Raw genomic sequence first — 22,297 nt, 5'->3', positions numbered from 1 at the left:
GAATCAACCATGAAGGCAATTCGTCTTTCTTCCTTCGGCGCAGAAAACCTCTCTCTTGTAGAAATACCGGATCCCGAAAAGCCGGGTCCGAGAGAAGTGTTGGTCCGATTCCGTGCAGCCTCCTTAAACTTTAGAGACTATTTGGTGATCGAAGGCAAATACAATCCTAAATTCCCCGTACCGATGATTCCTTGCAGTGACGGAGCCGGGGAAATCGTGGAAGTCGGAGAAAACGTTACGGAATTTAAAGTCGGAGATAAGATCAACGCAACCTTTGCGCCGTATTGGATCAGCGGCCCCGCCACAAAGAAAGAGCTTCGAACTACATTAGGCGGTCCTTTAGACGGAACTCTACGAGAATATGCTATTTTACCGACAACCGGTATCGTCCCGATGCCTTCGCATCTAAGCTTTGAGGAAGCCGCTACTCTGCCATGCGCTGCCCTAACTGCCTGGTCCTCCTTCTTCGTAGAAAACAAAGTGAAGCCGGGTGAATCTGTCTTAGTTCAAGGAACGGGCGGAGTTTCCCTGTTTGCATTGCAATTCGCAAAGATGATCGGTGCGACAGTCTACCTAACATCATCTTCCGAGGAAAAGCTAGCTCGGGGGAAAGCACTGGGAGCCGACTATGGAATCAATTATAAGGAACTTCCCAAATGGGGAGAGGCGATTCGAGATCTAACGGGAGGAGAAGGAGTCGATCATGTCGTCGAAGTAGGAGGCGCAGGAACGTTAGAGCAGTCCGTGAAAGCCGTTAAACTATTCGGCACGATTCACTTAATCGGAATTCTCGCAGGGTCAATTAAGGATTTGAATCTTCTACCGCTTGTTATGAATCAAATAAAAGTTCAAGGAATCGTAGTAGGACATCAAAAGGCTTTCTTAGAGATGAATCGCGCTATTCAAAGCGTCGGACTACGTCCGGTAGTAGATTCTATCTTTCCGATTCAAGAATTCAGAGAAGCATTAGGCATCCTTAAAAAAGGAAGTCATTTCGGAAAGATAGTCATTCGAATCTCCTAGGAAAATCATCGATTTCGAAGTCCCTTAACTACCAGCTTCCGACAGCGATCAGCTTCATTTCCATTAAACGAAGGACCTTTCTTTTTGCCTGTTACGAATTTTCCAAAATACCCATCCTATCATTGTAAAACTTTTTGGTCTTTAATCGGCTCTTACGCACTTATCAAAAAGAATTTTTCGTTCGAAGTTTCTCCCCACCGAACGAATGATTCAAACTGAAATCACAGACGATCGTATGCGAACACTGAGAACCTAGAACCGAAATAGAAATTTTATTCCGATTCGACGATCGAATTACGACTAAGAAAAACCCGATCGTGTATTTTAAAATTTAAAAGCCGCGCGCTAATTTTGTTTCACAGATCGCGGGATAAAAATTCGGAATCCTTCGGAAGATTTGTTTTTCTCGGAGCAAAAACTCAAATTTCGTCGGAAAAGAATATCACATCGGAAGGAATAACTTCCTGGACCGATCTGAATTCTTCGTATCATTGACCGGTCTTCTAAAAATCCTCTCCTATAAAATATAATTGGGAAATAAGAGAAAAAGGCAGCAGGTAAGAGGGTTAGCCTTAGAACTTTTATTTTCCTAAAATGCTTTCAAATCGCCCTTTTTGAAAAACTAAAATGCATTTTTATATAACGCTTGATTTAAAAATAATTTAGTTTTATATCAAACGTATTATTTAAGAAGTTTTTTTCGAACGTTTTCTCTTGACAATCTCGGGGATCAGAATACAGTAAAAACCCTCACTCTATATCGAGTGATACATAGAAAAAGCGAACAAGAAACACAAAGCGAATCTCAATTTGAGACACAGAGAATAGTGAAGAGAAAAGAGGTAACATTCCATGCGTAAACTAGGACTATCAGTATTGATCCTGTTTATTTTTAGCGGCTCATTGTTCGCATCAGGCGGAGGATCATCTTCCAAACCACTCGCTGGGGCCTATCCGATTATCCTTTCCCACGGTCTTTTTGGCTGGGGAACCGATTCATCAGGCATAATCAGCATTATTAGCTATTGGGGAGGAATGGATTCCTATCTAACCTCACAAGGCGCAACGGTATATGCTCCGACAAAAACTGCGGCACAGTCTAACGAAACCCGCGGAGTCGAGTTAGCTAACAAAATCAACGTATATATGGCAGCCAACGGGTTCTCGAAAGTTCATATCTTAGGTCACTCGCAAGGTGGACTGGATAGCCGTTACGCTATTTCTAACCTGGGTCTTTCTTCTAAAGTATCGACTCTAACCACTTTGAACACCCCGCACCGCGGATCTCCGATTGCAGACATAATCAATACTGTCCTGCCTGATTGGATTAAACCTTTCGTTAATGCGGTCTTAGGCGTAGTGGTACAATTAGTTTACGGCGGCGGACAACAAAACGCACTCGCAGCTTTAGGCTCTTTGACTACTTCGGGAACGGCGGCATTTAATACCCGTACACCGAACTCTTCTGCGGTGAAATACTATTCTTACGGATCTTATATCACCATCCCTGACCTTATCCAGCACCCTTTAATGGGAATTCTGCAACCTGCTTGCGCTGCCGGCGGTTTGTTCAACGGACAAGGAGCAACTTGCGACGGTCTCGTTCCTTATTCTTCACTTAAATGGGGGACATTTAACGGAGGACCAAGCTACGGAATCCTGACAACGGGAGTCGACCATCTGGAAGCCTCCAATACTTTGAATTCAGGTAAGACTTGGTACGATGTTGAGGGTTATTTCTTGAAAATGGCCCAAAACGCGAAATCTAACCAATAATCGTTAGTTAGAATTCTCATAAGTAAAACCGAGAGTTTCCGAAAGGACTCTCGGTTTTTTTATTTTTACTTGGTTTTTCCCGTTTTACAATAAATCTTATCCGCTTATGCAAGAAGATTCTGCTAAATTTGCGATTCTCGGCTCAGGAAGCATCGGAACGTACATTGGAGCACATTTGGTCAACGCAGGATTTCCGGTCGTCTTTGTAGGAAGAGAACGAAATCGAAAGGAAGTTCAGTTATTCGGTCTGGGAATTTCCGATTTTACGGGAAAGTTTTTTTCCATTCCACCTAATAAGATCGAATATACTACCGACTTAAAAGAAGTTCGTGGCGCTTCCATCTTCTTAGTGACTGTTAAAAGCAGAGATACAAAAGAATTAGGCCAGGCCTTAAATAAGCATCTATCTTCCGCAGAAAAAGAAAAAGCGATCATAGTCAGCTTTCAAAACGGCGTTAAAAACAAGTCATTACTTTACGAATCGATTCCGCATTTAGGAGAAAGAATTCTAGCGGGAATGGTTCCGTTCAACGTGATCGCAAAAGGTAAGGGGCAGTTTCATAGGGGGACGAGCGGAGATCTGGTCGTTCAGGAAAATCAATATGGAAAAAAAATCGTAGATTATCTTAAGATCGCCGGACTATCTGCGGCTACTCATCCCAATATGGACGGCGTTCTTTGGGGAAAACTTCTCATTAATCTAAATAACAGCCTAAATGCGCTTTCCGGAATTCCGCTAAGGGAGGAACTTTCTTTACGCGGATATCGTAGGATTCTAGCCGCAATGATTTCCGAAGGTTTTGAAGTCTTGAAACTGGCAGGACTAAGACCAAGCAGAGCGGGAAAAATGATACCGCAGCTCGCTCCATTAATATTAAAATTACCTGATTGGCTCTTTTTCAAAGCGGCTTCGAGCATGGTAAAAATAGACCCTGAAGCTCGCTCCTCCATGTGGGAAGATCTAAACCAAGGGCGACCGACCGAAATCGATACGTTAAACGGAGAGATTTTAAAGTTGGCGGATAGAGTCGGACACGGCGCTCCGATTAATCGGGCTATCGTCGCCCTCGTTCGCGAAGCGGAAAAAAATCCGAAATCCTTGCAATATACTCCTGAAACTTTGATCGCAAGACTCGGGTTAAAATTTTAAAGAAACTTAAACCCCTTCCTTCTGATTCAAGGATGGTCTAGCCGAAAAGAGACCGATGTCCTTTCTTACGTGACGCTCTTCCCATTCCCTGAGAGTAATTCCTTCTTTTTCCGCAAGTGTCGAACGATATGAGTTCAAGAGCCGATACGTAAGAGGATATCCGATAATTGCAGAAGGTAGACCCACCACGAAACCGCCCACAAACATAGGAAGTCCCATCTTATCCAATAGGAATACCGACCAATACCATAAGCCGGAAAGGAAATCCATCGATTCGGACTTGGCCATCACTTCATATATAACATTAAAATCCAACTCGACGGAAGCGATTCCGAACGCCATTAGAGAATATTTGCCTAATATATAAAATATATAATAAAAAAACGGAAGCGTTACCGGGTTCGTGATCCAAATCATTGCGATCGCAATCGGCAAATAAAAGCGAATTCGAAAAATCCGTAAAATAACCCAGGTCGCAAAACCCAGATACATTTGGATCCCGATTAGAGGAGTCATGGACCAAATTAAGCCGATTGAAGTTCCTAGACTAACCTCGTTTACGGGAGCGTGCGACTCTTGGAAAGGAAGTATAATTTGTTTATGTACGATTCGCGCCAATGCGGCTAAGTATTTCATTATTGTCCTACGTTATGGGAGCGAGGAAGCTGCTTTCGAATATTGCTCCCATGCCTTTGCATATTCTTTCTTTGCCGGAAACAATTCGAAGGCCTTCTTTGCCGACACGGCGGCTGCCCGCGGATTTTTTTCCCATTCAAATTGCAATTTCGCTAATAAATAATATGTTTCCGCTTTAAGAATTAGATCTCTATAAGGAGTCTTTAAACCTTTTTCCAGATAATCTTTGGAAGATTTTCGATCGCCTTGTAAAAGCGTAGTCAATCCAAGACCGAAATAAGCGGAACCGTCCTGCTTCGCTTCCAACGATTTTTTATATTCGAATATCGCTTCGGAACGCCGATTTTGGCGTAGCAATAGATTTCCGGAATCCACTCTTAAGATGGATACCGCTTCGAAATCCTTTTGCGTTTCGGCGGCGTTTAATGCTTTTTGAAAACTTGATTCGGCCTTCACATACTGCTTTCGCTGCTGCAGAATCAATCCAATTCCACGAAGGCAATCGTAGGATTCCGGATTTTCCTTTAGACAAAGTTTATATTCTTTTTCGGCTTGATCGTCGTCTTTTCTTAAATACTGAATCCAACCGCGAAGATAATGTATTTGATCCGTCTTTCCGGATTGTTCCGCATGCGCTCTAGCCTTTTCGATCGACTCTCCGATATGTGCGGAGTCCAATAAATCCCTGATTTCGAGAATTGGAGGATCCTCTTTATCCGTACAAGACGAAAAAGGAAACGATACGAAAAGGAGGAAGATTATTTGTAACTTGTTCATGAAAGTCGTATTATTATCGTCTTTATTCGTTTTGGCGTCGATTGTCTAGAACTCATCTGAGATTCTATTCTTCCCGGTTTTTGTGGCAATCCCTAAATCGGGAACTTCATTTCGGAATGATTAAAGCTGGAGCCATTTTTCTGACAATGTCGCGTCCCTCGGCGATCGCTTCTTTCCCTCTATGAAATTCCATCAATCCGATATAACGCAGACGAGGCGCGAGTAAAATATCCGGTGGATCTCCCGCCATCCGACTCCGAGTAATACGGATTTGCATGATATTTATGCTTTTGGATACGACTTCCATGATTCCGGGTTTGTCATCTTTTTCCGCTTTAAGGTGTTCATCCAAATCGCTTCCCCAAAATTTAGAAGTCCAGGACCTCCAGCGAGACATTGGCTCGATAGAAATTTCTTTCTTATCTTCCGCTTCTCTCTTTTCCAAAAGGTCCTGATTTAAATCAACGGCGATGACATAATCCGCCCCCATTGCTCTACAAAGGGAAACTGGAACGGGATTTACTAAACCTCCGTCCACAAGCCATCGTCCATCTTTTAGAACCGGTGTAAAAATACCGGGTAAAGAAATCGAGGCCCGAACGGCTTCAAAGATGGACCCCTCTCGGATCCAAACCTCTACTCCGGTATCAAGATCTGCCGCAACAGCACCGTAAGGGAGAGTCAATTCATGAATCTCAGCGTCACGGAATTCTTGGGCAAAAAAATCGAAGAGTTTCTTTCCCCGAATTAATCCTCCGCCGAATGTCCAATCCATAAAACCTAGGATATCTTTCCATTCCAGGCTTTCGACCCAGCTTTCGAGAGCATGGAGCTTTCCGGCAGAATAAAACGCACCGACTAATGAGCCGATGGAGGTCCCACAGACGATATCCGGGCGTATTCCAAGATTCTCGAGCTCCTGTATCACCCCAATATGCGACCAACCCCGGGCGGAACCGCTTCCGAGGGCTAATCCGATTCTTCGCTTTCCGTTATTTCCCATTATTGCCTCAAATCTCTTCGAAAACTATCATACAGTGTCATCTTTCCACGGTTTTTTCCATAACGTATAGTATTAAAACTCCGAAAAAAAACGTCTCCTTAGCTAGTAGAGTTTTGCAAACAGCGAAGTATCTTATACCGCCGTCTATTAAACATGGACGAGTCAGACAATTGAAAATAAAATTCATAGAATTCCGGATGTAAAAGATTCTTAAGATCTTTGTATAAAAATAGGATTTAGCAATAATTTCTTTCCAATCGAGGGGAAACCTATATCCATGTTAGGCGGAGAAAGGTTGACTCATTCTCGATAGGGAACGGAGGATGGCTCTGGGTATTTATACCTCATGCACATATCTAAGTATTTATTCTTTCTGTTAGGACCGATCGGATTCCTAATCTTTCTTCTTACGCTGACTCCGTCGCATAAGGAAGAAAATATACGCGCGTACCAAGGTAGTATCGATCTCCGCGGTATTCACGATGCCTCTTCAGGCCCGGTTGATCTTTCCGGAGAATGGGAATTTTTTTGGAGCCAGGAAGCCGGAAAGGTTTTGGAGACATTCCGTAGCAAGATTACCGTACCGGGTGCATGGAATCGCGAAACGGAAATTCATTCTTCTTACGAAAAGCTGGGATATGGAACTTATCGGCTGCGAATTTTAATCCCAGACGTGTGGGTCGGGAAAGTTTTAACGATCGGACTCGGCTCCATCCTGACCTCTTACAGACTTTATATCGACGGAAATATCCTGGGAGAATCGGGAACTCCCTCGCCTTCGTCAAAAGAGACGATACCTAGAGTTCAACCTAAGTTTTTTTCGTTCATCCCCCCCTCTAACGTAGTTTCCCTAGAAATTTTCGTTTCCAATAATTATTCCAGACAGGGAGGGATCATATCTCCCGTTCGTATCGGTCCTTCGGAAGTCATGCAAGGTTATCGAACTCGTACGATTTTTTCCGATATATTCGCATTCGCAAGCCTCTTAATCATGGGACTTTATCATATTTCCCTATATCTTTATTTGCGATCCAGCACGGCCCCACTTTATTTCGGTTTTATGAGTCTGGTTATCAGCATTCGAACCTTAGTAACGAATGCTAAACTTCTAATGGAGTTTTTTCCCTCCCTACCGCAGCCTGCGATCCAAATGCTGGATCAGATTCCCTTAATCGTAAGCGTTCCGTTTTATTTAATGTTCTTTTGGACCACCTTCGAGCCTTATGTTTCGAAAACATTCGTTAGGGTCTCGATCGCGGTTTCCGCTATCTTTACCGTCGCGACTTTCTTCGGATCCTTGGCGTTCAACAGCGAAAAGATAATGTATTTCCATATATTTATGGGATTTACCATATTATACGTTTTGTATGTGATTTATACGATCGATTTCGATAAGGAAAGCAACTCGGCGTACATTCTTTACGGAACCGGTCTACTATTCTTAGGAATCGGTATCGATTTATTTTATACTTACGTATTGAAAGTCTCTTCGTACGAAGTTTCGCATTTCGCTTTAGTATTCTTCGTTTTCTTGCAATCTTTAGTAATCGCTTCGGATAGATCATCCAAGTATAAGGAAGCAAAAATCCTTACCGAAGACCTTCAAACGATGAATTTGGAACTATTCGAGATGAAGGAAAAACTCGTACAAAAGGTCGAAGACAGAACAAAAACTCTTAATGACACTCTGCAGCAAATCAATCGCGAGTTGGAGATCGCGCAAAACGTTCAGAGGAAGATTCTAACTCCTCCCGATCGGGAAATATCAGGAATTCGTTTCGAATACGTGTATAAACCTTTGGAAAAAGTCGGAGGAGACTTCTTGGATATTTCCGAAGTCAAGCCGGGAAAAGTGAGAGTTCTGTTGGCGGACGCAGTAGGTCACGGTGTACAGGCCAGTTTGATGACCATGGCGCTGAAGACCGAGTATGAGGAACTCAAGAAACTGGATTGCCCGACACAGGTCTTAAAAGAATTGAACGGAAGATTTTTACGAAAGTTCGATACGCTTGAAAGTATCTTTCCCTGCTTTGTCGCGGACATTTTTTTGGAAAAGAGCGAGCTTCTTTATGCATCAGCAGGACATCCCGATCAAGTTCTGATCAAACCGGACGGGACTTACGAACTTCTGCACAAGACCGGTCCTATTCTCGGACTATTTGATGATTTGGAAATTCAGTTCAATACGTTCGCGTTTCCCGTCGGTAGCCGTCTTCTACTTTTCTCGGACGGGCTTATAGAAAACCGGAGAAAGGAAAATCGCTGGAGCACCGTGGATTCTATAGCGATCAAAGCGACGTCCATGGCTTCTTCGAATTTGCAGGAACTTCTAGAGGAACTCGTAGCGATGGAAGAACGTTCTCGCGGGGACGAACAAAGATACGATGATATTACGATTATCGCAATCGAATCGACTCAGGACCGAGTAGCGCAATCCGCTCCACTAATCGAAACTTCCCGCTGAATTGATTTTGAATTTCCTGTCTCTTGAGGAAAAGTTTTTTTCCCGCTTACGGAACTTAGAATTTTGTCCCGAGTTAAAATAAAAAGGACCTCCGAAGAGGTCCTGAATAAAAGAATCGTTAAAAGTTTGATTAACAAGCTACGATCATTTCTCCCGAAGCCTTTACTTCGCCGGAATCGTCTGCGGCTTCCACAGCCACGACTAACAACTTTTCTCCGTTTTCTTCCTTTTTACGTTTTACTTTACCGCTGCACGTCAATCTTTGTCCCGGCTTAGTCATCGCTTTAAACGTTACGCCGAATTCCTTGATTTGCTTCTGGTCGACCCAAGCGGTACAAAGTCTTCCGATTTGCGCCATAACAAACATTCCGTGTGCGATAGTTCCGTCGAGTCCGGTCTTACGTGCAAAGTCGGGATCATTATGAATCGGATTAAAGTCCCCGCTTGCACCGGCATAACGGACCAGATTCGCGTGAGTAATAACGTCCGTTTTTAAGGGAGGAAGTTCCTGCCCGATTTCGAATTTATCAAATTCTATTTTGCTCATAGATTTCCTCCAATCAAAGCTCGGGTTTACGAATGAAAATCGACATCTCAGCTTCGATTACGACGTCGCCTTTAGAATCGCGAACCGTGGTCTTGAAAGTCATAGTATCCATTTTACCGACGGTAACATTAACGCATTCGCCTTGAGACGATACCTTACCCGGATAAAGAGTTTTGAGATACGTGTATTTTTCCTTTAAATGGAGAATACGAGACGTATCCACTCCCATATTTTCCATATCCTGCCAAATTTTGGGGTAACCCCAAAATTGAATCACAGTAGGGTATGTCGGCGGAGCCGGGACGTCCTCGTAGCCGGCCTTTTTTGCAGCCTCTACATTGAAATAAATTGGATTCGTTTCTCCGATCGCCTGGCAAAATTCGCGGATCTTTCCGCGTTCTACGTCGAATTCGTAGCGGTCCAGTTTTGTGCCGATCAGGTCTTTTGATATGCCTTTTTCTGCCATAATCCTTTCCTAATTTGGATCGTGATCCTCCCATATAGGAGGTGGTGCTTAACCGCCCTAATTTTTTACCTCGGAGTCTTCCGGTCTATTGCTTTTTCCTTTCTAAGGCTCGGCCGTTCAGAACAAACGTTCACCGAATACTGTTCGCCTGATCGGTTTCGAGTTGTAAGACAAAGAGGATAAAGAATCGTGTACCTGTTTTCCGTTCATGATTCCAAATAAATATTACCAACGTTTCGGTTTTTTCCTACTAGGAATTTTACTTTGTGCTCCGAACTGTCGAAAAATCATTTCACGATCTTTCGGAGACGAAAGCGTAAACCTTCCTGTCTGGGATGGATTGAGATCGCTCTCTAAAATAGGAAGCGCATGCAAAGGCGATGCGGAAAAAGAAATTAAAAAGATCGCCTTTCATTATAAGAAAAACCCAGCACGATATTCCGATCTGTCGAGTCAAGACCGTTGGAGAAATCTACAGTTTACGATATTGTTAGATAAGGAAAATCTACTAAACGATTCAAGGGATAGCCTCTTTCTATTCGAAGGCGGAGATTGTACCATCTCTTCCGAGTTTACAAAAAAAGAAGCGAGACTCGCATCCGAAAACGACATCATATTCTCTTTTTCCGCAACAATACTCTCGGCAAAAGGAGAAAGGATTCGATCCTCGGGAAGATTAGAAATCAAACTCGGAAACGAAATCGTTTTCAACGAAACGATCGCGGGACAGGGAGACTCGTGGAAAGAATTTAAAATTCCGTTAGTAGGAAATGTCGCTAAACTACTAATCTCGGAGAAGAAGCCGAACTGGAGTTTTCGTTGGATTCCGATCGAAAAAGATTCCTTCGTTTTTATCGGAGAACCGCTTTTATTTTCGAAAGTATTTTCGCCTAGCGATTGGGGTCCCAAGGAAAACCTTATCCTGATCGTCGTTGACGCCTTGCGCCCGGATCGCCTCGGTTACGGCGGCTCGCCTGTCCCCACAAGCCCAGCGTTGGATCGCTTAGCTTCTCAATCGATCGTGTTCGAAAAAGCTTTCGCCAATGGAAATTGGACAAAACCGTCCATGTTATCCTTTTTCACATCCAAGATCGCTTCGGAACTTGGAATGGGGAACGCTTGGTTCTATTCCACGAATTTACATAGGAAGATTTTTTACTCCAAAAATCCGGAAACCCTTGTAAACCATCTCAGAAACGTCGGCTTTGTAACCGCAAGTTTAATGAATAACGTTTTTCTACTAGACTATACCGGTGTCGGCGTAGATCTGGGATTTCATAGACTGTTTCAACCGGGAAAAGACAGGGCGGATACGGAACTCATACTTAACGAATCCATAAAGTTCTTGAGAGAAAATAGGGATCGAAGATTTTTTCTTCACATAAATATTAACACCCCGCATTACCCGTATTTACCTGAACGAAAATATCTGGAAGCGTTGGAAAAATCCGTTCCTGCAGAAATATGGAAACGGTACGACCCTTATGTTCGAAAATACATGGCGGAAATCTTATATACGGACGAAGTCATCGGTAAAATTCTAGACGAAGCCAAGAGGAACGGCGTTTACGATAAAACCTGGATCGCCGTCGTAGCGGATCACGGCGAACTGCAGGAGATGGAACATTACTATCACCATCATTTCGTAGCCGAAAATCTTCATGCTCATGGAGAAAGTCATTACGAAGAGGAAATACGCGTTCCTTGGATTTTACATCCCCCCGAATCGTCCAAGTCTCGGATCAAGAAGTGGAAATTCGAGAAACAGGTTTCCCTACTCTCCTTATTTCCGACGCTAGCGGGGGCAATGGGCTTTCCGTGCTCCGAAAGTTCCTGCTCCGGATCCGATTATTCTCCGGCCATGTTCGGAGAGAAGGGACGGGATTTTGAGGAAGTCGTTTATACCGAAGGAAGATTTTCAGAATCGATCCGAACGGAAGAATTAAAGTTAATACGTAGATATCCCGGCTACGATACCGTTCGTCGAACAAGAGAAGGAGCTCCGCATTCCATGCCGGAAGAACTTTACGATCTTATCTCCGATCCTCAAGAAATGAAAAATCTGGCTCCGGAAAAATCCCCATTGCTGCAAAAAGCGAGAGATCTTCTGGCTTCCAATAGTTTAAAAAAGAATTCATTCGTCCTAAAATTACCGGCCTCGGACAAAGCAATCGTGCGTAAGATCGATCTCTTCGTAGACGGTGGAATTTATCGATATTACTCGGATTCTCCTTTTGAAACCGTTCGATCTGAACACCGAAATCTATCCTTAAAGGTAACTCAGTCGCCGGGAAAAGAGGTCGTATTAAGAATAGATACGGTTGAGCCGACATTTCGATTTAGGCTTTCCTTATGGAAAGACGGCAGATTAGAGAATTATAAATCCGGAAAGTGGGGATTTTCTCCCGAGGCGGGAAATCGGGTTTATGCAACCTCCCCCGAAACGGTAGCGTCTTCTAAACTTCCTTACGAATTTCGCTCTTCGACCGTTCCTTACATCTATAATGACGCCGGACTGTCCGGAAATTCCGATTCCCCCGGCCAAGCAGCTTTAGGAAAAGAAGTCCGAAAAGTTCTGGAAAGTTGGGGATATATTCACGAATAGATCGAATTCCGGAACCTACCGAATCGATTAATAAAAATAGAATACTCAAATCATTTATACAAAATCGTTAACTGACCGATCAATATTGCCAAGTCGCTAATCCAAAACAATGGTGATGTCTACCCTTCGATTCTTAGCTCTCGATTCTTCCGATGAGTTGTCGGAAATCGGCTTAGATTTTCCGTATCCGCGATAAGACATTCGAGCCTGCTCTATGCCATGAGCATCCCGAAGCTCCTTCAGTACCGAAAGAGCTCTTTCTTGAGAAAGTTTTAAATTATATTCTTGGCTCCCTCGATCGTCCGTATGACCGCTGATACGAATTTCCTTATCTGGATATTTTTTAAGCACATCGGCGATCTTCGAGATTATTTCTTTGGAAGATTCCTGAAGATCGGAGCGATTCGTATCGAATAAAAGATTATCCAAAGATAGTGTAACGCCTTCTTCGGATTTGCGCACTTCGACAGGGGGGCGATTTGCCGGTTGATCTTTAGCCGGCCCCTCTTCCCACTCGGGCCAGTGCAACCCGTTTCCGATCGCAGTAGATTTCTTTCCTACCGGCTGTGAGGGTCTTCCCCGCATAGGCCCGAGTATTTTTTTTACTTCTTCCGCAATTTGATCCTTATCTGGTTCGCTCAAACTTCTTTGTTTTGAATACAGCCCATGAATATCAAAAGACATTTCTTGCGAGATCCCGTTCGGATAGAGAAACGTATAAACTAATTGAATATGTTTATATTGGGGAATTCCCGCATCAGCATCGAAATAAACTTGTCCCTTTGCAAATCCGTAAATCTTATAAGGGACTCCGGCGGCAGAGACCTCCGAATCATGTAAGAGCGTATACGTATATTCTATTAATTGAGCTCTACCATTTTCGTTTGCATAGGCCCAATCTTGGGTTCCCTTAAAAGTGTACTTGGCTTGAACCGGAATTTCCATCCTCGATTGCGAAAATTGAAAGCTTTCGGTCGCCGGTTTGGTCCATTCGCTTCCCGTTTCAACTGCAGTCTCTGAAAAACTAGGAAGCGAGCGTAGATTCGGCATAATGTATTTTGCAGGAACTTTGTATTCTCCGAGCTCCGTTAAGAGAAATCTGCTTTTGTAGGTTCTATCCTTGTAGAATGCGGGATCTACTTGCGGAAACTTAGTATAGGTGTTGAAAATTCCAGCTAATTCACAACCTTCCGAATCGCATTTCTCGGTTCTTAACACGATTCTATTCTTATCTTCGCGCCGAATAATCCTATTACCTTGGCGAGCCTGAACTTTATGATACTCGTTTAGCTCTAAGTCGTCTCCGGTTTTAAGCTTCCATCGAAAAAGAGTCGCTTCTTCCGAAAAAATAGAAACGGGAACTATTATCAGTAACGTTAGCAAACTGCGAAGCAAGGAAGCCATATTAATAATGTCGATGCTTCCTGGAAGAAACTTAGGGTGAATTCGCAAAAAAGAGTTAAAACATTTGCTTTTCACCCGCCTTGATTCGGACATACGCGTTTCATTTTTGGGTGATTTATTGAAATCCATTACCGGAACCAATCTTTGTACCCAGCTAAATTTGCCCATTCTAGTCTTTTAGTTGAAAGGAATTCTAGTCTTGCTGCCCTATTGTGCTATGACGGCCCCTAATCTAGATTTCTTTAAATATCTGATCGAAGAAGGGCGGGAACTGGTTTGCCTTCACTCAGCTGACGGTAAATATCTTTATGTGAGTCCCTCCATCAAAACTATCGCAGGCTATGAACCCGAAGAACTTATCGGAAAGAACCCGTATGATTTTTTTCATAAAGAAGATCAGGAATATATAAGAAGAACCGGCCACATTCCTTCTCTGCAAGGAAGCGATAGTAATATGATCGAACATCGCTTTTTAAGAAAGGACGGCAATTTTGTCTGGTTGCAAACCTTGACTCGACCTATTAGAAATTCGAATGGCGAAGTATTTCAATTGCATACAACCTCTCGCGATTTATCGCAAGAAATTACCATTCGAAAAAAATTAAAGAAATCGGAAGAATTACTTCAGGACGCTTGTAAGCTCTCTTTAATGGGTGCCTGGGAATTGGATTTAACCACGATGATTTCCGAATGGTCTCAATACGCCCATGAGCTGTTGGAAATTTCCAATAATAATATTATGAGCTTTGAAGATTCATTACGGTTTTATCCTGATGAAGTTAGGACAATAATACAAAACTCGGTTTTTGAAAGCGCTAAATCCGGAGAATCCTGGGATATAAAAGTTCCTGCGAAGACGGGAAAAAATAAAAGGATATGGATCCGAATTATCGGAAAGCCCCAATCGGAAGCAGGGAAAACCGAAAAAATTCGGGGAGTTTTCCAAGACGTCACAAAAGAAGTGGAAACGGAAGAGAAAAATAAAACGCTGATTAATCAACTGACTCGCCAAAACCATCAGCTAGAAGAGTTTAACAGAATCATATCCCATAATCTCCGCGCTCCCGTCGGAAACCTTCCGATACTTGTCGATCTGCTTCGAGAAAGTTCCAATCAAGAAGAAACGAGTAAGTACCTTCGCATGCTTCAAGAGCTTTCCACAAAAATGATGGGGATTCTAGATGATTTAGTGGATGTCGTAAAAGTTCAGCAAGCTAAGGACTTAAAGCCGGAGAAAATCATCTTTGATAAAATTTTGGATTCGGTATCAGCCGGTTTTTTACCTGAAATTCAGAAAAGAAAAGCCGTCATATCTGCGGACTTTTCGAAATTGGTCTCGTTCTTATACAATAAGGCTTACATGGAGAGCATTTTCTCCAATCTACTTTCTAATTCTCTTAAATACTCGTTAGATACGATTCCGCCCGAAATCAAAATCGAAACCTTTGTATTCTCCGGAAAACATTTTTTGACTTGGAGCGACAACGGCTCCGGAATCGATATGAAGAGGAATGGCGCAAAAATCTTCCAATTGCACAAAACGTTTCACCAGAATCTTCGAGGAAAAGGACTCGGGTTGTTCATGGTAAAAAGTCAGATCGAATCGATGGGAGGAGACATCGAAGTACAAAGTTTTCCGAATCAGGGAGCCAAATTTACCATCTGCTTCGACAAACATACTGCCAATTGAATAAAAAAACTTACTTCTTTACTATTGCCGTATTTCCGGACATTGGACTCTTCGTTTTACAATGGAGAAATTTTATCGAAGATAGAAGTAATTCTCCCGCGAACGATTTTCGGACTCATCACGGACAGATCAAAATGCCGTATTGGAAGGAGCCGGTCTCAGATTATGACCTGTTCTTATGACCGCTTTTGTGGCCTTTATCGGGTTGTTACCCGCATCTCTATCGAATGGAATCAGTTCGGATCTACGACATCCGATCGCTGCGGCTGATGGTTTGGGGAATTTTAAGTTCCGCCTTTTTAAGTCTATTTCTACTGCCGGTTTTTTATTCGATAGTTGGCGAGCGAATTAAAGTAAAGTAGTAGAGATCCAAGGCCACTTTCTCTTCTCGAAAGCCGATCGACTAAGCCCGTTCCTAAAAGGAAATCTATAAGAGCACTGAAAGAAGTTGACATCATGTTCGTTTAAGAAATCTCCTAAACAAGTGATTCCTTTACTCCAGGAAATAGTTTTCTTCGGAGCAATCTTTTGCCTACTTCTCGGAATAGGCGCCTTGCTTCGACCCGAACGAACCGTTACTTTCAAAATTCTTTTTTTACTTTCCTTCGGTGTCTCCGTACAATTTTTCTACGTATATTTTCTCTTAAAGGAGATTTATTTCGAACCTTCGTTTTTAAATCATCTTCACATTCCTTTCGCGTGGGTTTTAGGACCAGGAATGTATAGTTTATTCTCCGTAACAGTTCAAGAATATACTTCGTCTAGATCCGAAATACGTTTTTATTTCCCCGGTATTCTACTTTTACTAGGATTCCCTCTCGTTTATCTTATATCACCTGGGCTATTTATATCAAGACCGATCGATTACTTTAAAAAAGGAGAACCTAGTTGGTTGGATATCCTACTAATTCTGGCCTATATAGGTAACTTAGTATACTATCTAACTGTGGTATGGCAGACCCGCACCTTATTTCGACTCGAACACTTGAAAACGGAAGCAGGTGCGAGAATTTTATTCTATATCATCCTAGGAAGCGGAAGCGTCACGACTATCCTCATAACATCCTATATTATCCGGGATTTGAATCTTCTATTTATCGCAACCATTAGCACTATATTCTACGCAGTAGTCGGATATCTGGCTCAATTGAGTTTTCCCCAGATTTTCCATGAAATCGGACCGTCCGTTCGCGAAGCATACCGGAATTCTAGATTAGAAGGAATGGACTTACAAGATTTAGGGACTCGCTTATCGGATTTAATGAATCATGAGAAACTTTATCTAGATGAGGATTTAACTCTCGCCTCCTTATCCACTAAATTAGATGTCAAACCATATCAACTATCGGAATATCTAAACCAGCATCGCAAAACCAATTTTTCCCGCTTTGTAAACGGATTCCGTGTGGAAGAAGCTATCCTACTTTTAAAGCGGGAAAATGGGGCAAATATCCTTTCCGTCGCGTATCGTTCCGGCTTTAATTCCAAAGCGACGTTCAATCTCGCCTTCAAATCCGTCACAGGAGTTTCACCTAGAGACTATATACGTAGTCTTAAGAATTCATAATCTTTCCGAAATTTTTCTACCGAGAGAAGAACCGCAGACTCTTCTAATTAATACCGCAATTTTTCGCGAGGGACGGAAATACCTCAAAGAAAATATGATTTCATATCAAAGTATATTCCTTTAAGGAATTCTAATAAAAGGTCTTAAATCATTAATTAAGACCTTTTATTCGTCTAAAATAAAAATCTCAGACGATCCGAATTTTTTCCCTGCTATACTCCTTTAGTATTAAGCGAATCTATATGGCCTTTGCCAAAAAGCTTAAGGAGAAAGAGAAAATGAGAATTGGATATCGAACATTTGTTATGCGAATCTGCATAACATCCCTAGCTTGTATTGCCGGTTTTTCTTCCTGCAAAAATGAGTCGGGGAATTCATCAGGACAAAATGCGGCGTTCCTGGCCGGACTGATTCCGGGCGTGTCTCAGCAGACTCAGAATGCGGTCTCCGTTAACGGAATTACAGCTTCTTCGTTTAGCGCGAGCGATACTGCTTCCCAAATCAATACGGCGTTCGCTCAGCAGAACGACGGAAGTTTTACCTTCGACGATTCCATAAAGGTAACGGCACAGGATGGAATAATTCTCACAGCGAATATTTTTAAACCTGTGAATCCTCCTGCCGGAGTAAAATATCCTGCGGTGGTTTTTGTAAACAGTTGGGCGCTAAATAAGTATGAGTATCTTGTTCCGGCCGCAATACTCGCCAAAAAAGGGTATGTTGTTCTCAGTTATAATACTAGAGGATTTGGAACTTCCGGAGGATTAATCAATACGGCAGGTCCGTTAGATCGTCAGGATTTAAGCTCGATTTTGGATTGGCTTTTAGCTAATGCACCTGTCGATGCGGCAAACATCGGAATCGGAGGAATCTCGTACGGCGCGGGAATTTCTCTCATCGGCGTAAGCGAAGAACCTCGTATCAAAACCGCGGTGGCTATGAGCGGCTGGGGAGATCTAAAACGTTCCCTTTACGGAAACAGTACTCCACGTATAGTTTGGGGACTGCTACTTATAGGTTCCGGATATTTTCTTGGACATATGGATCCGGTAATTGCCCAATACTTTCAGAACCTGCTTGCTCAAACGAACATTGCCGCAGTAACAACTTGGGCACAGGACAGATCTCCGGACAATTTCGTAGCTCAACTGAATGCGGCAGGGAAACCGGTTTATATGTCCAACAATTTCGAGGATGATCTTTTTAATCCGAATGAGATTCTAGATTATTATTCTCAACTAACGGTCCCTAAGAAATTGGATCTGAACGAAGGAATTCATGCATCCGCTGAACTACCGGGAATACTCGGATTGTCTAACTACGTTTGGAGTAATGCGTATGATTGGTTCGATTATTGGCTCAAGGGAGTAAATAATGGGATCATGAGCAAACCACAGGTGAGTTTCCAGAAGAAATTTAACGGGGATCGAGTCACTCTTCCATCCTGGCCTTCGCCAACCGTGAGTCAAAGAACGTACTATCTAAAGCCAAGAGGATTTTTTACGGACGGGCAAATTTCTACGACTCAAAATACGTCGAATGCGAATACTGGAATTCTCTCTGGAGCCGATACCCTGGCCACTAGCGGAGTTCCTATAATTTCGGATATTCTCGCTGCTCACCTTGATGTACCGGTTACGGTTCCGATCGGCTTAATCAGTCGAATCAACGGGATCGTATATCAGTCGGATACGTTGACCAGTGCGATAAAAATTCGCGGTAAGATTTTTTGGAACGGAATTGTCTCCTCCTCATTGGGAAAAGCGAACATAAACGTTTACTTTTATGATCTAGATACTTCCGGAATCGGAACCTTAATTACACACGGAACGGCAACGATCTTTGACGCAGCGCCTGGAGAGACTCGCAATCTATCGATCGATCTAAATGCGGTAGCTTATGATTTGCCTGCAGGTCACAAAATAGCTATTGCTATGGACACGTACGATCCGCTGTATTCGGTTCCGACCTTGCTTATCTACGCTCTGAACGTAAAACATAGCGCCAGTCAACAATCGACTCTGGTAATTCAGTCGGAGTAATTCCCTATAGAACTAAACTCTTCGCAGGCTCTCTTTACACCGAGCCTGCGCTCTTCTTTGCATCAACGACAAACGACTCTAGAATAGCCCTAAAAATCGGTTCGTCATCCTCGTCCTTAGTATCGCTTGTTTGGGTCGTAAAGAAAATGGAAACTCCTTTGGGCTGCGAAAAATAAAAACGATTCAAATAGGTGAATTTCCCCGATTTATAATCGACCGAATATTTTTCTCTTGCCGCTAAAACGACTCCCTTAGGAAGATTTTCATTCAAAGCCTCGATTCCGTCCTCGACCACTTTCGTTTCAGGATTATTCCTGGTGAAAAATTCTTTCTTCTTTCCCCTCATGCTATCTATCGTAGAAAGAAAAAACGATTCGTCGGTTTCGGAATAAAGGACGATCACTTGAAAGATCGCTTCTCCGTTCAACATGTCCAAATTAATTAAACGGGTCCGGGTTTTTCCTTCCTGAAATGTTTCATCGGAGCTAACCTGCCAGCCCTTAGGATACGAGAACTGAATTCCTTCTCGGGAATACGTTTCCGTAAGAACAGGTATCTTCGTTTTTTTACAGGAAATGAAGATGATCGAACAGGCGAATAATGCATAAAGGAACTTCATGCATTTTCCCTTTCTTTCCGCCATTCTAGGTAATCGGGAAGTTCCGCTAATTCGATACAACCTTCGTCGTCCGGATCATCCGGAATCGGTCCTACTTCAAAATGCTGGATTTCTTTCGGAAACTCCTCTTCGCCCAAGACCGTTTCCAAAAGAATAGTGACTGCAGTCCTTAAACCGGGATGATCCGCAATGGATTCATAATCTGGTATGCATACTTTTAAACCGAACGATTCAGGCTGCTGTGGATTTTCGAGCGGTAAAAACCATATTTCTTCCGAGTCGAATTCGATTCCTTCGTAGCTTAACGTAAATCCTTCGGATTGAGAGTGATCCGAAGAGAATATTTCCCAGCCCGGAATTTGAGGAGCCAGATCTACGAATCTCTCCGCTTCCGCGTAAAGCGACTCATCTCCTGCGGTAATTATGGTCAGCTCCTGGGGACCCGTCTCCTCGCCTGCGATTTCAAAATAGAACTCTTCGTTCACCTCTTGAAGCCTATCCATTAATTCATCAAAGAGTCTGTCCCGATCCTCGTCGTCGATCCGATCTATTTTAGAATATGCAGAATGTTCTTTTGCGAACCATTGCCAAAATTTTTCCGCTGCATCACTCATTTTTCGCTCCTTCCGAGAATACCTTAACGCACAAAGAATATAACGAAAACCGTATTTATTCCTCGAGGCGATCCAAATGTTTAAAGAAATCCGATAAAAAGGAAACTATTATTTTATCGTTTCCGTCCGAATCCATTCTAAATACTCTTCGTTTCCCTCCTGTATTTTCCAGCTTACAATACATGGAACCGCATAGCTATGCATTGATTTAACTCTTGAAATCACTTTGCCGGATAAGTCGGATCGAGTTTTTAAGAGTAATACTGACTCCTCGTCCTTTTCTATATTTCCCTGCCATCTATAAATGGATCTTATTTTGGGGATTATATTCGCGCAGGCGACGAGTCTTTCCGCTACCAGAGCCTCTCCGATCTCCAATGCCTCGTCTTCGTTTTTAGTGGTGATATAAATCGTCCGAAATTCCATGCACTATCACTATTTCCTTTCTCTAGGAGGAAAAGTCGTTTTCCATCGCTTTCGTTTTTCACAATTCCGAAATAGTCGCTTAAAAATGTCGGGATAAAATATGGACAGGCAAACGGCTTGCTTCTACCACATTCCAATGGCCAAGTCTCCTACTATTCTCATCAAAAAATCCTTTGACGCCTTATCCTTGAATTCGGCATTTTTCGGGTTTTTTGCACATTCGGGCTTTGTCCTCGGCTTAAAGGAAATCGGCTTTAAACCGGCAAAAATAACCGGATCGAGCTCAGGCGCCTTGATCGGTTCGTTAATCGCGGCAGGAATTCCACCGGAAGAAATCACCAGATTTATCCTCACTTTAAAGAAAAAAGACTTCTGGGAGGGGAACGTACTCTCTCAATTTATAAAACCGTTTCGAAAGGGTCTAAAAAAATATTCCGGGTTTTTAAGCGGTAAACGAATCCGGGATCTTTTGGAACCCTATATAGGGGGAAAAAACCTTAAGGACTTCCCCACTCCGATAGGCCTAGCGGTGTCGAATCTAACCAAAGGAATACGGGAACTCCGGACGGAGGGGAATGCGATCGATCTAATTTTAGCCTCGATGACATTTCCGTTGTTATTCGAAATTCCGGTAATCGAGGGGGAGGAGTTTTTGGACGGAGGTGTGGTCGACGCGGAACCGATCAAAGAACTAATTTTAGATCCAAGTATAAAGCGAATTATCACTCACGAAATCGACAACGGGAAACCTAGCTCCAGTCAGCCTTTACTTAGGGCGTTCGACGCTTCGGTCAGCGTAATCAGTAGCGAAACTAGGGAATTAAAAGACCTTATTGCTCGAAAGTACGGAAAAAAAATCATTCGAGTAATCACAAAAACACCCTATCTTCATCCCAATAAAATGAAGGAAGGTCGGCTAGCATTGGAATTAGGAAGACGTTCTGCACATTCCAATAGAAGCGACATTTTAACGAATAAAGGAACAAAATAAAAAGATCATCCAATCGCTTGTTAACGAGTCGATTTCTTCCTTACCTCCAATCGATAGAGATAGATGAACTCTTTCTAGATTGCTTCTTGCGTTCTTTTTTATTGTGTTCCGCTTTATGAACTTCTTTCTTAGCTTCTTCTTTTTTTGGGCTCTTTCTTTTCCTCCGCATTAAAAGCAAAAGCTGTAACTAAAAGAAAGTGCGGTAACTGTGAATGATGGTCTTTTCATTGTGTTCTTTCCTTAAATCTAATTCCGATAGAGGTTAAAAGCCCTCCTCGGTGGTTTTAAACGTTTCCGTTTCTATCCAGATTTTTCAATCTTTGTATCCGTTATATTAGAATTGAAGACGTTTTAATAGAAAATTTCCCAATTTCTACGAGTTTATCCAGTTTATTAGATTTTCGTCAGGATAGAATCTCTTCCTAATACCTTCCTGGTTTCATCGGATAAGGATTTTCTCCAAATCTAAAAATCAAAGGCCAAGGTTCGATTCTTTC

At 42.7% G+C, this 22,297-nt stretch carries 18 protein-coding genes; 9 read left to right on the top strand and 9 right to left on the bottom strand.

Annotation, left to right across the window (positions count from 1 at the left end; genetic code table 11):
• Positions 1-9: 9 nt before the first annotated feature.
• From LEP1GSC050_RS13875 to LEP1GSC050_RS13865, 3 genes are all read left to right on the top strand, one after another.
• A complete protein-coding gene (locus LEP1GSC050_RS13875; protein WP_010571808.1) occupies positions 10-1,023 on the top strand; it encodes a zinc-dependent alcohol dehydrogenase family protein in 1,014 nt (337 codons plus the stop codon).
• 852 nt (positions 1,024-1,875) lie between these two features.
• Positions 1,876-2,799, top strand: coding sequence for an esterase/lipase family protein (locus LEP1GSC050_RS13870; protein ID WP_010571807.1), 924 nt, complete (start codon positions 1,876-1,878; stop codon positions 2,797-2,799).
• 106 nt (positions 2,800-2,905) lie between these two features.
• On the top strand, positions 2,906-3,949 hold the full coding sequence (locus tag LEP1GSC050_RS13865) for a 2-dehydropantoate 2-reductase (protein ID WP_010571806.1): 1,044 nt from the start codon (positions 2,906-2,908) through the stop codon (positions 3,947-3,949).
• A gap of 6 nt (positions 3,950-3,955) precedes the next feature.
• On the opposite strand, the gene LEP1GSC050_RS13860 is transcribed toward LEP1GSC050_RS13865, so the two are convergent.
• The 3 genes from LEP1GSC050_RS13860 to rssA form a co-directional block, all read right to left on the bottom strand.
• The gene (locus LEP1GSC050_RS13860) at positions 3,956-4,585 is read right to left on the bottom strand and encodes a DUF2062 domain-containing protein (protein WP_010571805.1); all 630 of its coding nucleotides are present in this window, start codon (positions 4,583-4,585) and stop codon (positions 3,956-3,958) included.
• A gap of 12 nt (positions 4,586-4,597) precedes the next feature.
• On the bottom strand, positions 4,598-5,362 hold the full coding sequence (locus LEP1GSC050_RS13855; RefSeq protein ID WP_010571804.1) for a tetratricopeptide repeat protein: 765 nt from the start codon (positions 5,360-5,362) through the stop codon (positions 4,598-4,600).
• 106 nt (positions 5,363-5,468) lie between these two features.
• On the bottom strand, positions 5,469-6,365 hold the full coding sequence (rssA, locus tag LEP1GSC050_RS13850) for a patatin-like phospholipase RssA (RefSeq protein ID WP_010571803.1): 897 nt from the start codon (positions 6,363-6,365) through the stop codon (positions 5,469-5,471).
• 346 nt (positions 6,366-6,711) lie between these two features.
• Here rssA and LEP1GSC050_RS13845 point away from each other — a divergent pair, with 346 nt between their 5' ends.
• Positions 6,712-8,829, top strand: a complete 2,118-nt coding sequence (locus tag LEP1GSC050_RS13845) for a SpoIIE family protein phosphatase (RefSeq protein ID WP_010571802.1) — start codon at positions 6,712-6,714, stop codon at positions 8,827-8,829.
• Between the two features lie 130 nt (positions 8,830-8,959).
• Here LEP1GSC050_RS13845 and LEP1GSC050_RS13840 read toward each other — a convergent pair whose 3' ends face one another.
• Together LEP1GSC050_RS13840 and LEP1GSC050_RS13835 are read right to left on the bottom strand one after the other, a co-directional pair.
• A complete protein-coding gene (locus LEP1GSC050_RS13840) occupies positions 8,960-9,376 on the bottom strand; it encodes a MaoC family dehydratase (RefSeq protein ID WP_010571801.1) in 417 nt (138 codons plus the stop codon).
• A 13-nt stretch (positions 9,377-9,389) separates the two neighbouring features.
• The gene (locus LEP1GSC050_RS13835) at positions 9,390-9,842 is read right to left on the bottom strand and encodes an FAS1-like dehydratase domain-containing protein (RefSeq protein WP_010571800.1); all 453 of its coding nucleotides are present in this window, start codon (positions 9,840-9,842) and stop codon (positions 9,390-9,392) included.
• Between the two features lie 208 nt (positions 9,843-10,050).
• Between LEP1GSC050_RS13835 and LEP1GSC050_RS13830 the strand changes: the two genes are divergently transcribed.
• Positions 10,051-12,447: a sulfatase gene (locus tag LEP1GSC050_RS13830; protein ID WP_040911356.1), complete on the top strand. Its 2,397-nt coding sequence runs from the start codon at positions 10,051-10,053 to the stop codon at positions 12,445-12,447.
• Positions 12,448-12,543: 96 nt separating this feature from the next.
• Here LEP1GSC050_RS13830 and LEP1GSC050_RS13825 read toward each other — a convergent pair whose 3' ends face one another.
• Positions 12,544-13,851 carry an OmpA family protein gene (locus tag LEP1GSC050_RS13825; protein WP_020987664.1) on the bottom strand — a complete coding sequence of 436 codons (1,308 nt, stop codon included), beginning with the start codon at positions 13,849-13,851 and terminating at the stop codon, positions 12,544-12,546.
• Between the two features lie 199 nt (positions 13,852-14,050).
• On the opposite strand from LEP1GSC050_RS13825, the gene LEP1GSC050_RS13820 reads away from it, so the two are divergent.
• The 3 genes from LEP1GSC050_RS13820 to LEP1GSC050_RS13805 all read left to right on the top strand — a co-directional run bounded on the left by LEP1GSC050_RS13820 (position 14,051) and on the right by LEP1GSC050_RS13805 (position 19,150).
• Positions 14,051-15,541, top strand: a complete 1,491-nt coding sequence (locus LEP1GSC050_RS13820) for a PAS domain S-box protein (RefSeq protein ID WP_010571798.1) — start codon at positions 14,051-14,053, stop codon at positions 15,539-15,541.
• 484 nt (positions 15,542-16,025) lie between these two features.
• Complete coding sequence (locus LEP1GSC050_RS13810) at positions 16,026-17,108, top strand: helix-turn-helix domain-containing protein (RefSeq protein WP_010571795.1); 1,083 nt, start codon at positions 16,026-16,028, stop codon at positions 17,106-17,108.
• 278 nt (positions 17,109-17,386) lie between these two features.
• Positions 17,387-19,150, top strand: coding sequence for a CocE/NonD family hydrolase (locus tag LEP1GSC050_RS13805; protein WP_051184977.1), 1,764 nt, complete (start codon positions 17,387-17,389; stop codon positions 19,148-19,150).
• A gap of 34 nt (positions 19,151-19,184) precedes the next feature.
• Here LEP1GSC050_RS13805 and LEP1GSC050_RS13800 read toward each other — a convergent pair whose 3' ends face one another.
• The 3 genes from LEP1GSC050_RS13800 to cutA form a co-directional block, all read right to left on the bottom strand.
• Complete coding sequence (locus tag LEP1GSC050_RS13800) at positions 19,185-19,769, bottom strand: hypothetical protein (protein WP_010571793.1); 585 nt, start codon at positions 19,767-19,769, stop codon at positions 19,185-19,187.
• The gene (locus LEP1GSC050_RS13795; protein ID WP_010571792.1) at positions 19,766-20,383 is read right to left on the bottom strand and encodes a hypothetical protein; all 618 of its coding nucleotides are present in this window, start codon (positions 20,381-20,383) and stop codon (positions 19,766-19,768) included. Before LEP1GSC050_RS13795 ends, LEP1GSC050_RS13800 begins: the two co-directional genes overlap by 4 nt.
• A gap of 108 nt (positions 20,384-20,491) precedes the next feature.
• Positions 20,492-20,809, bottom strand: coding sequence for a divalent-cation tolerance protein CutA (gene cutA / locus LEP1GSC050_RS13790; RefSeq protein ID WP_010571791.1), 318 nt, complete (start codon positions 20,807-20,809; stop codon positions 20,492-20,494).
• 100 nt (positions 20,810-20,909) lie between these two features.
• Between cutA and LEP1GSC050_RS13785 the strand changes: the two genes are divergently transcribed.
• Entirely contained in the window at positions 20,910-21,800 is an 891-nt protein-coding gene (locus tag LEP1GSC050_RS13785) for a patatin-like phospholipase family protein (protein ID WP_010571790.1), read from the top strand.
• Positions 21,801-22,297 lie beyond the last annotated feature (497 nt).

The sequence above is a fragment of the Leptospira broomii serovar Hurstbridge str. 5399 genome, from assembly GCF_000243715.2.
GTDB lineage: Bacteria > Spirochaetota > Leptospiria > Leptospirales > Leptospiraceae > Leptospira_B > Leptospira_B broomii.
Note: the sequence above shows the minus strand (reverse complement) of the source record. Positions and strands in the feature narration are given on the sequence as shown.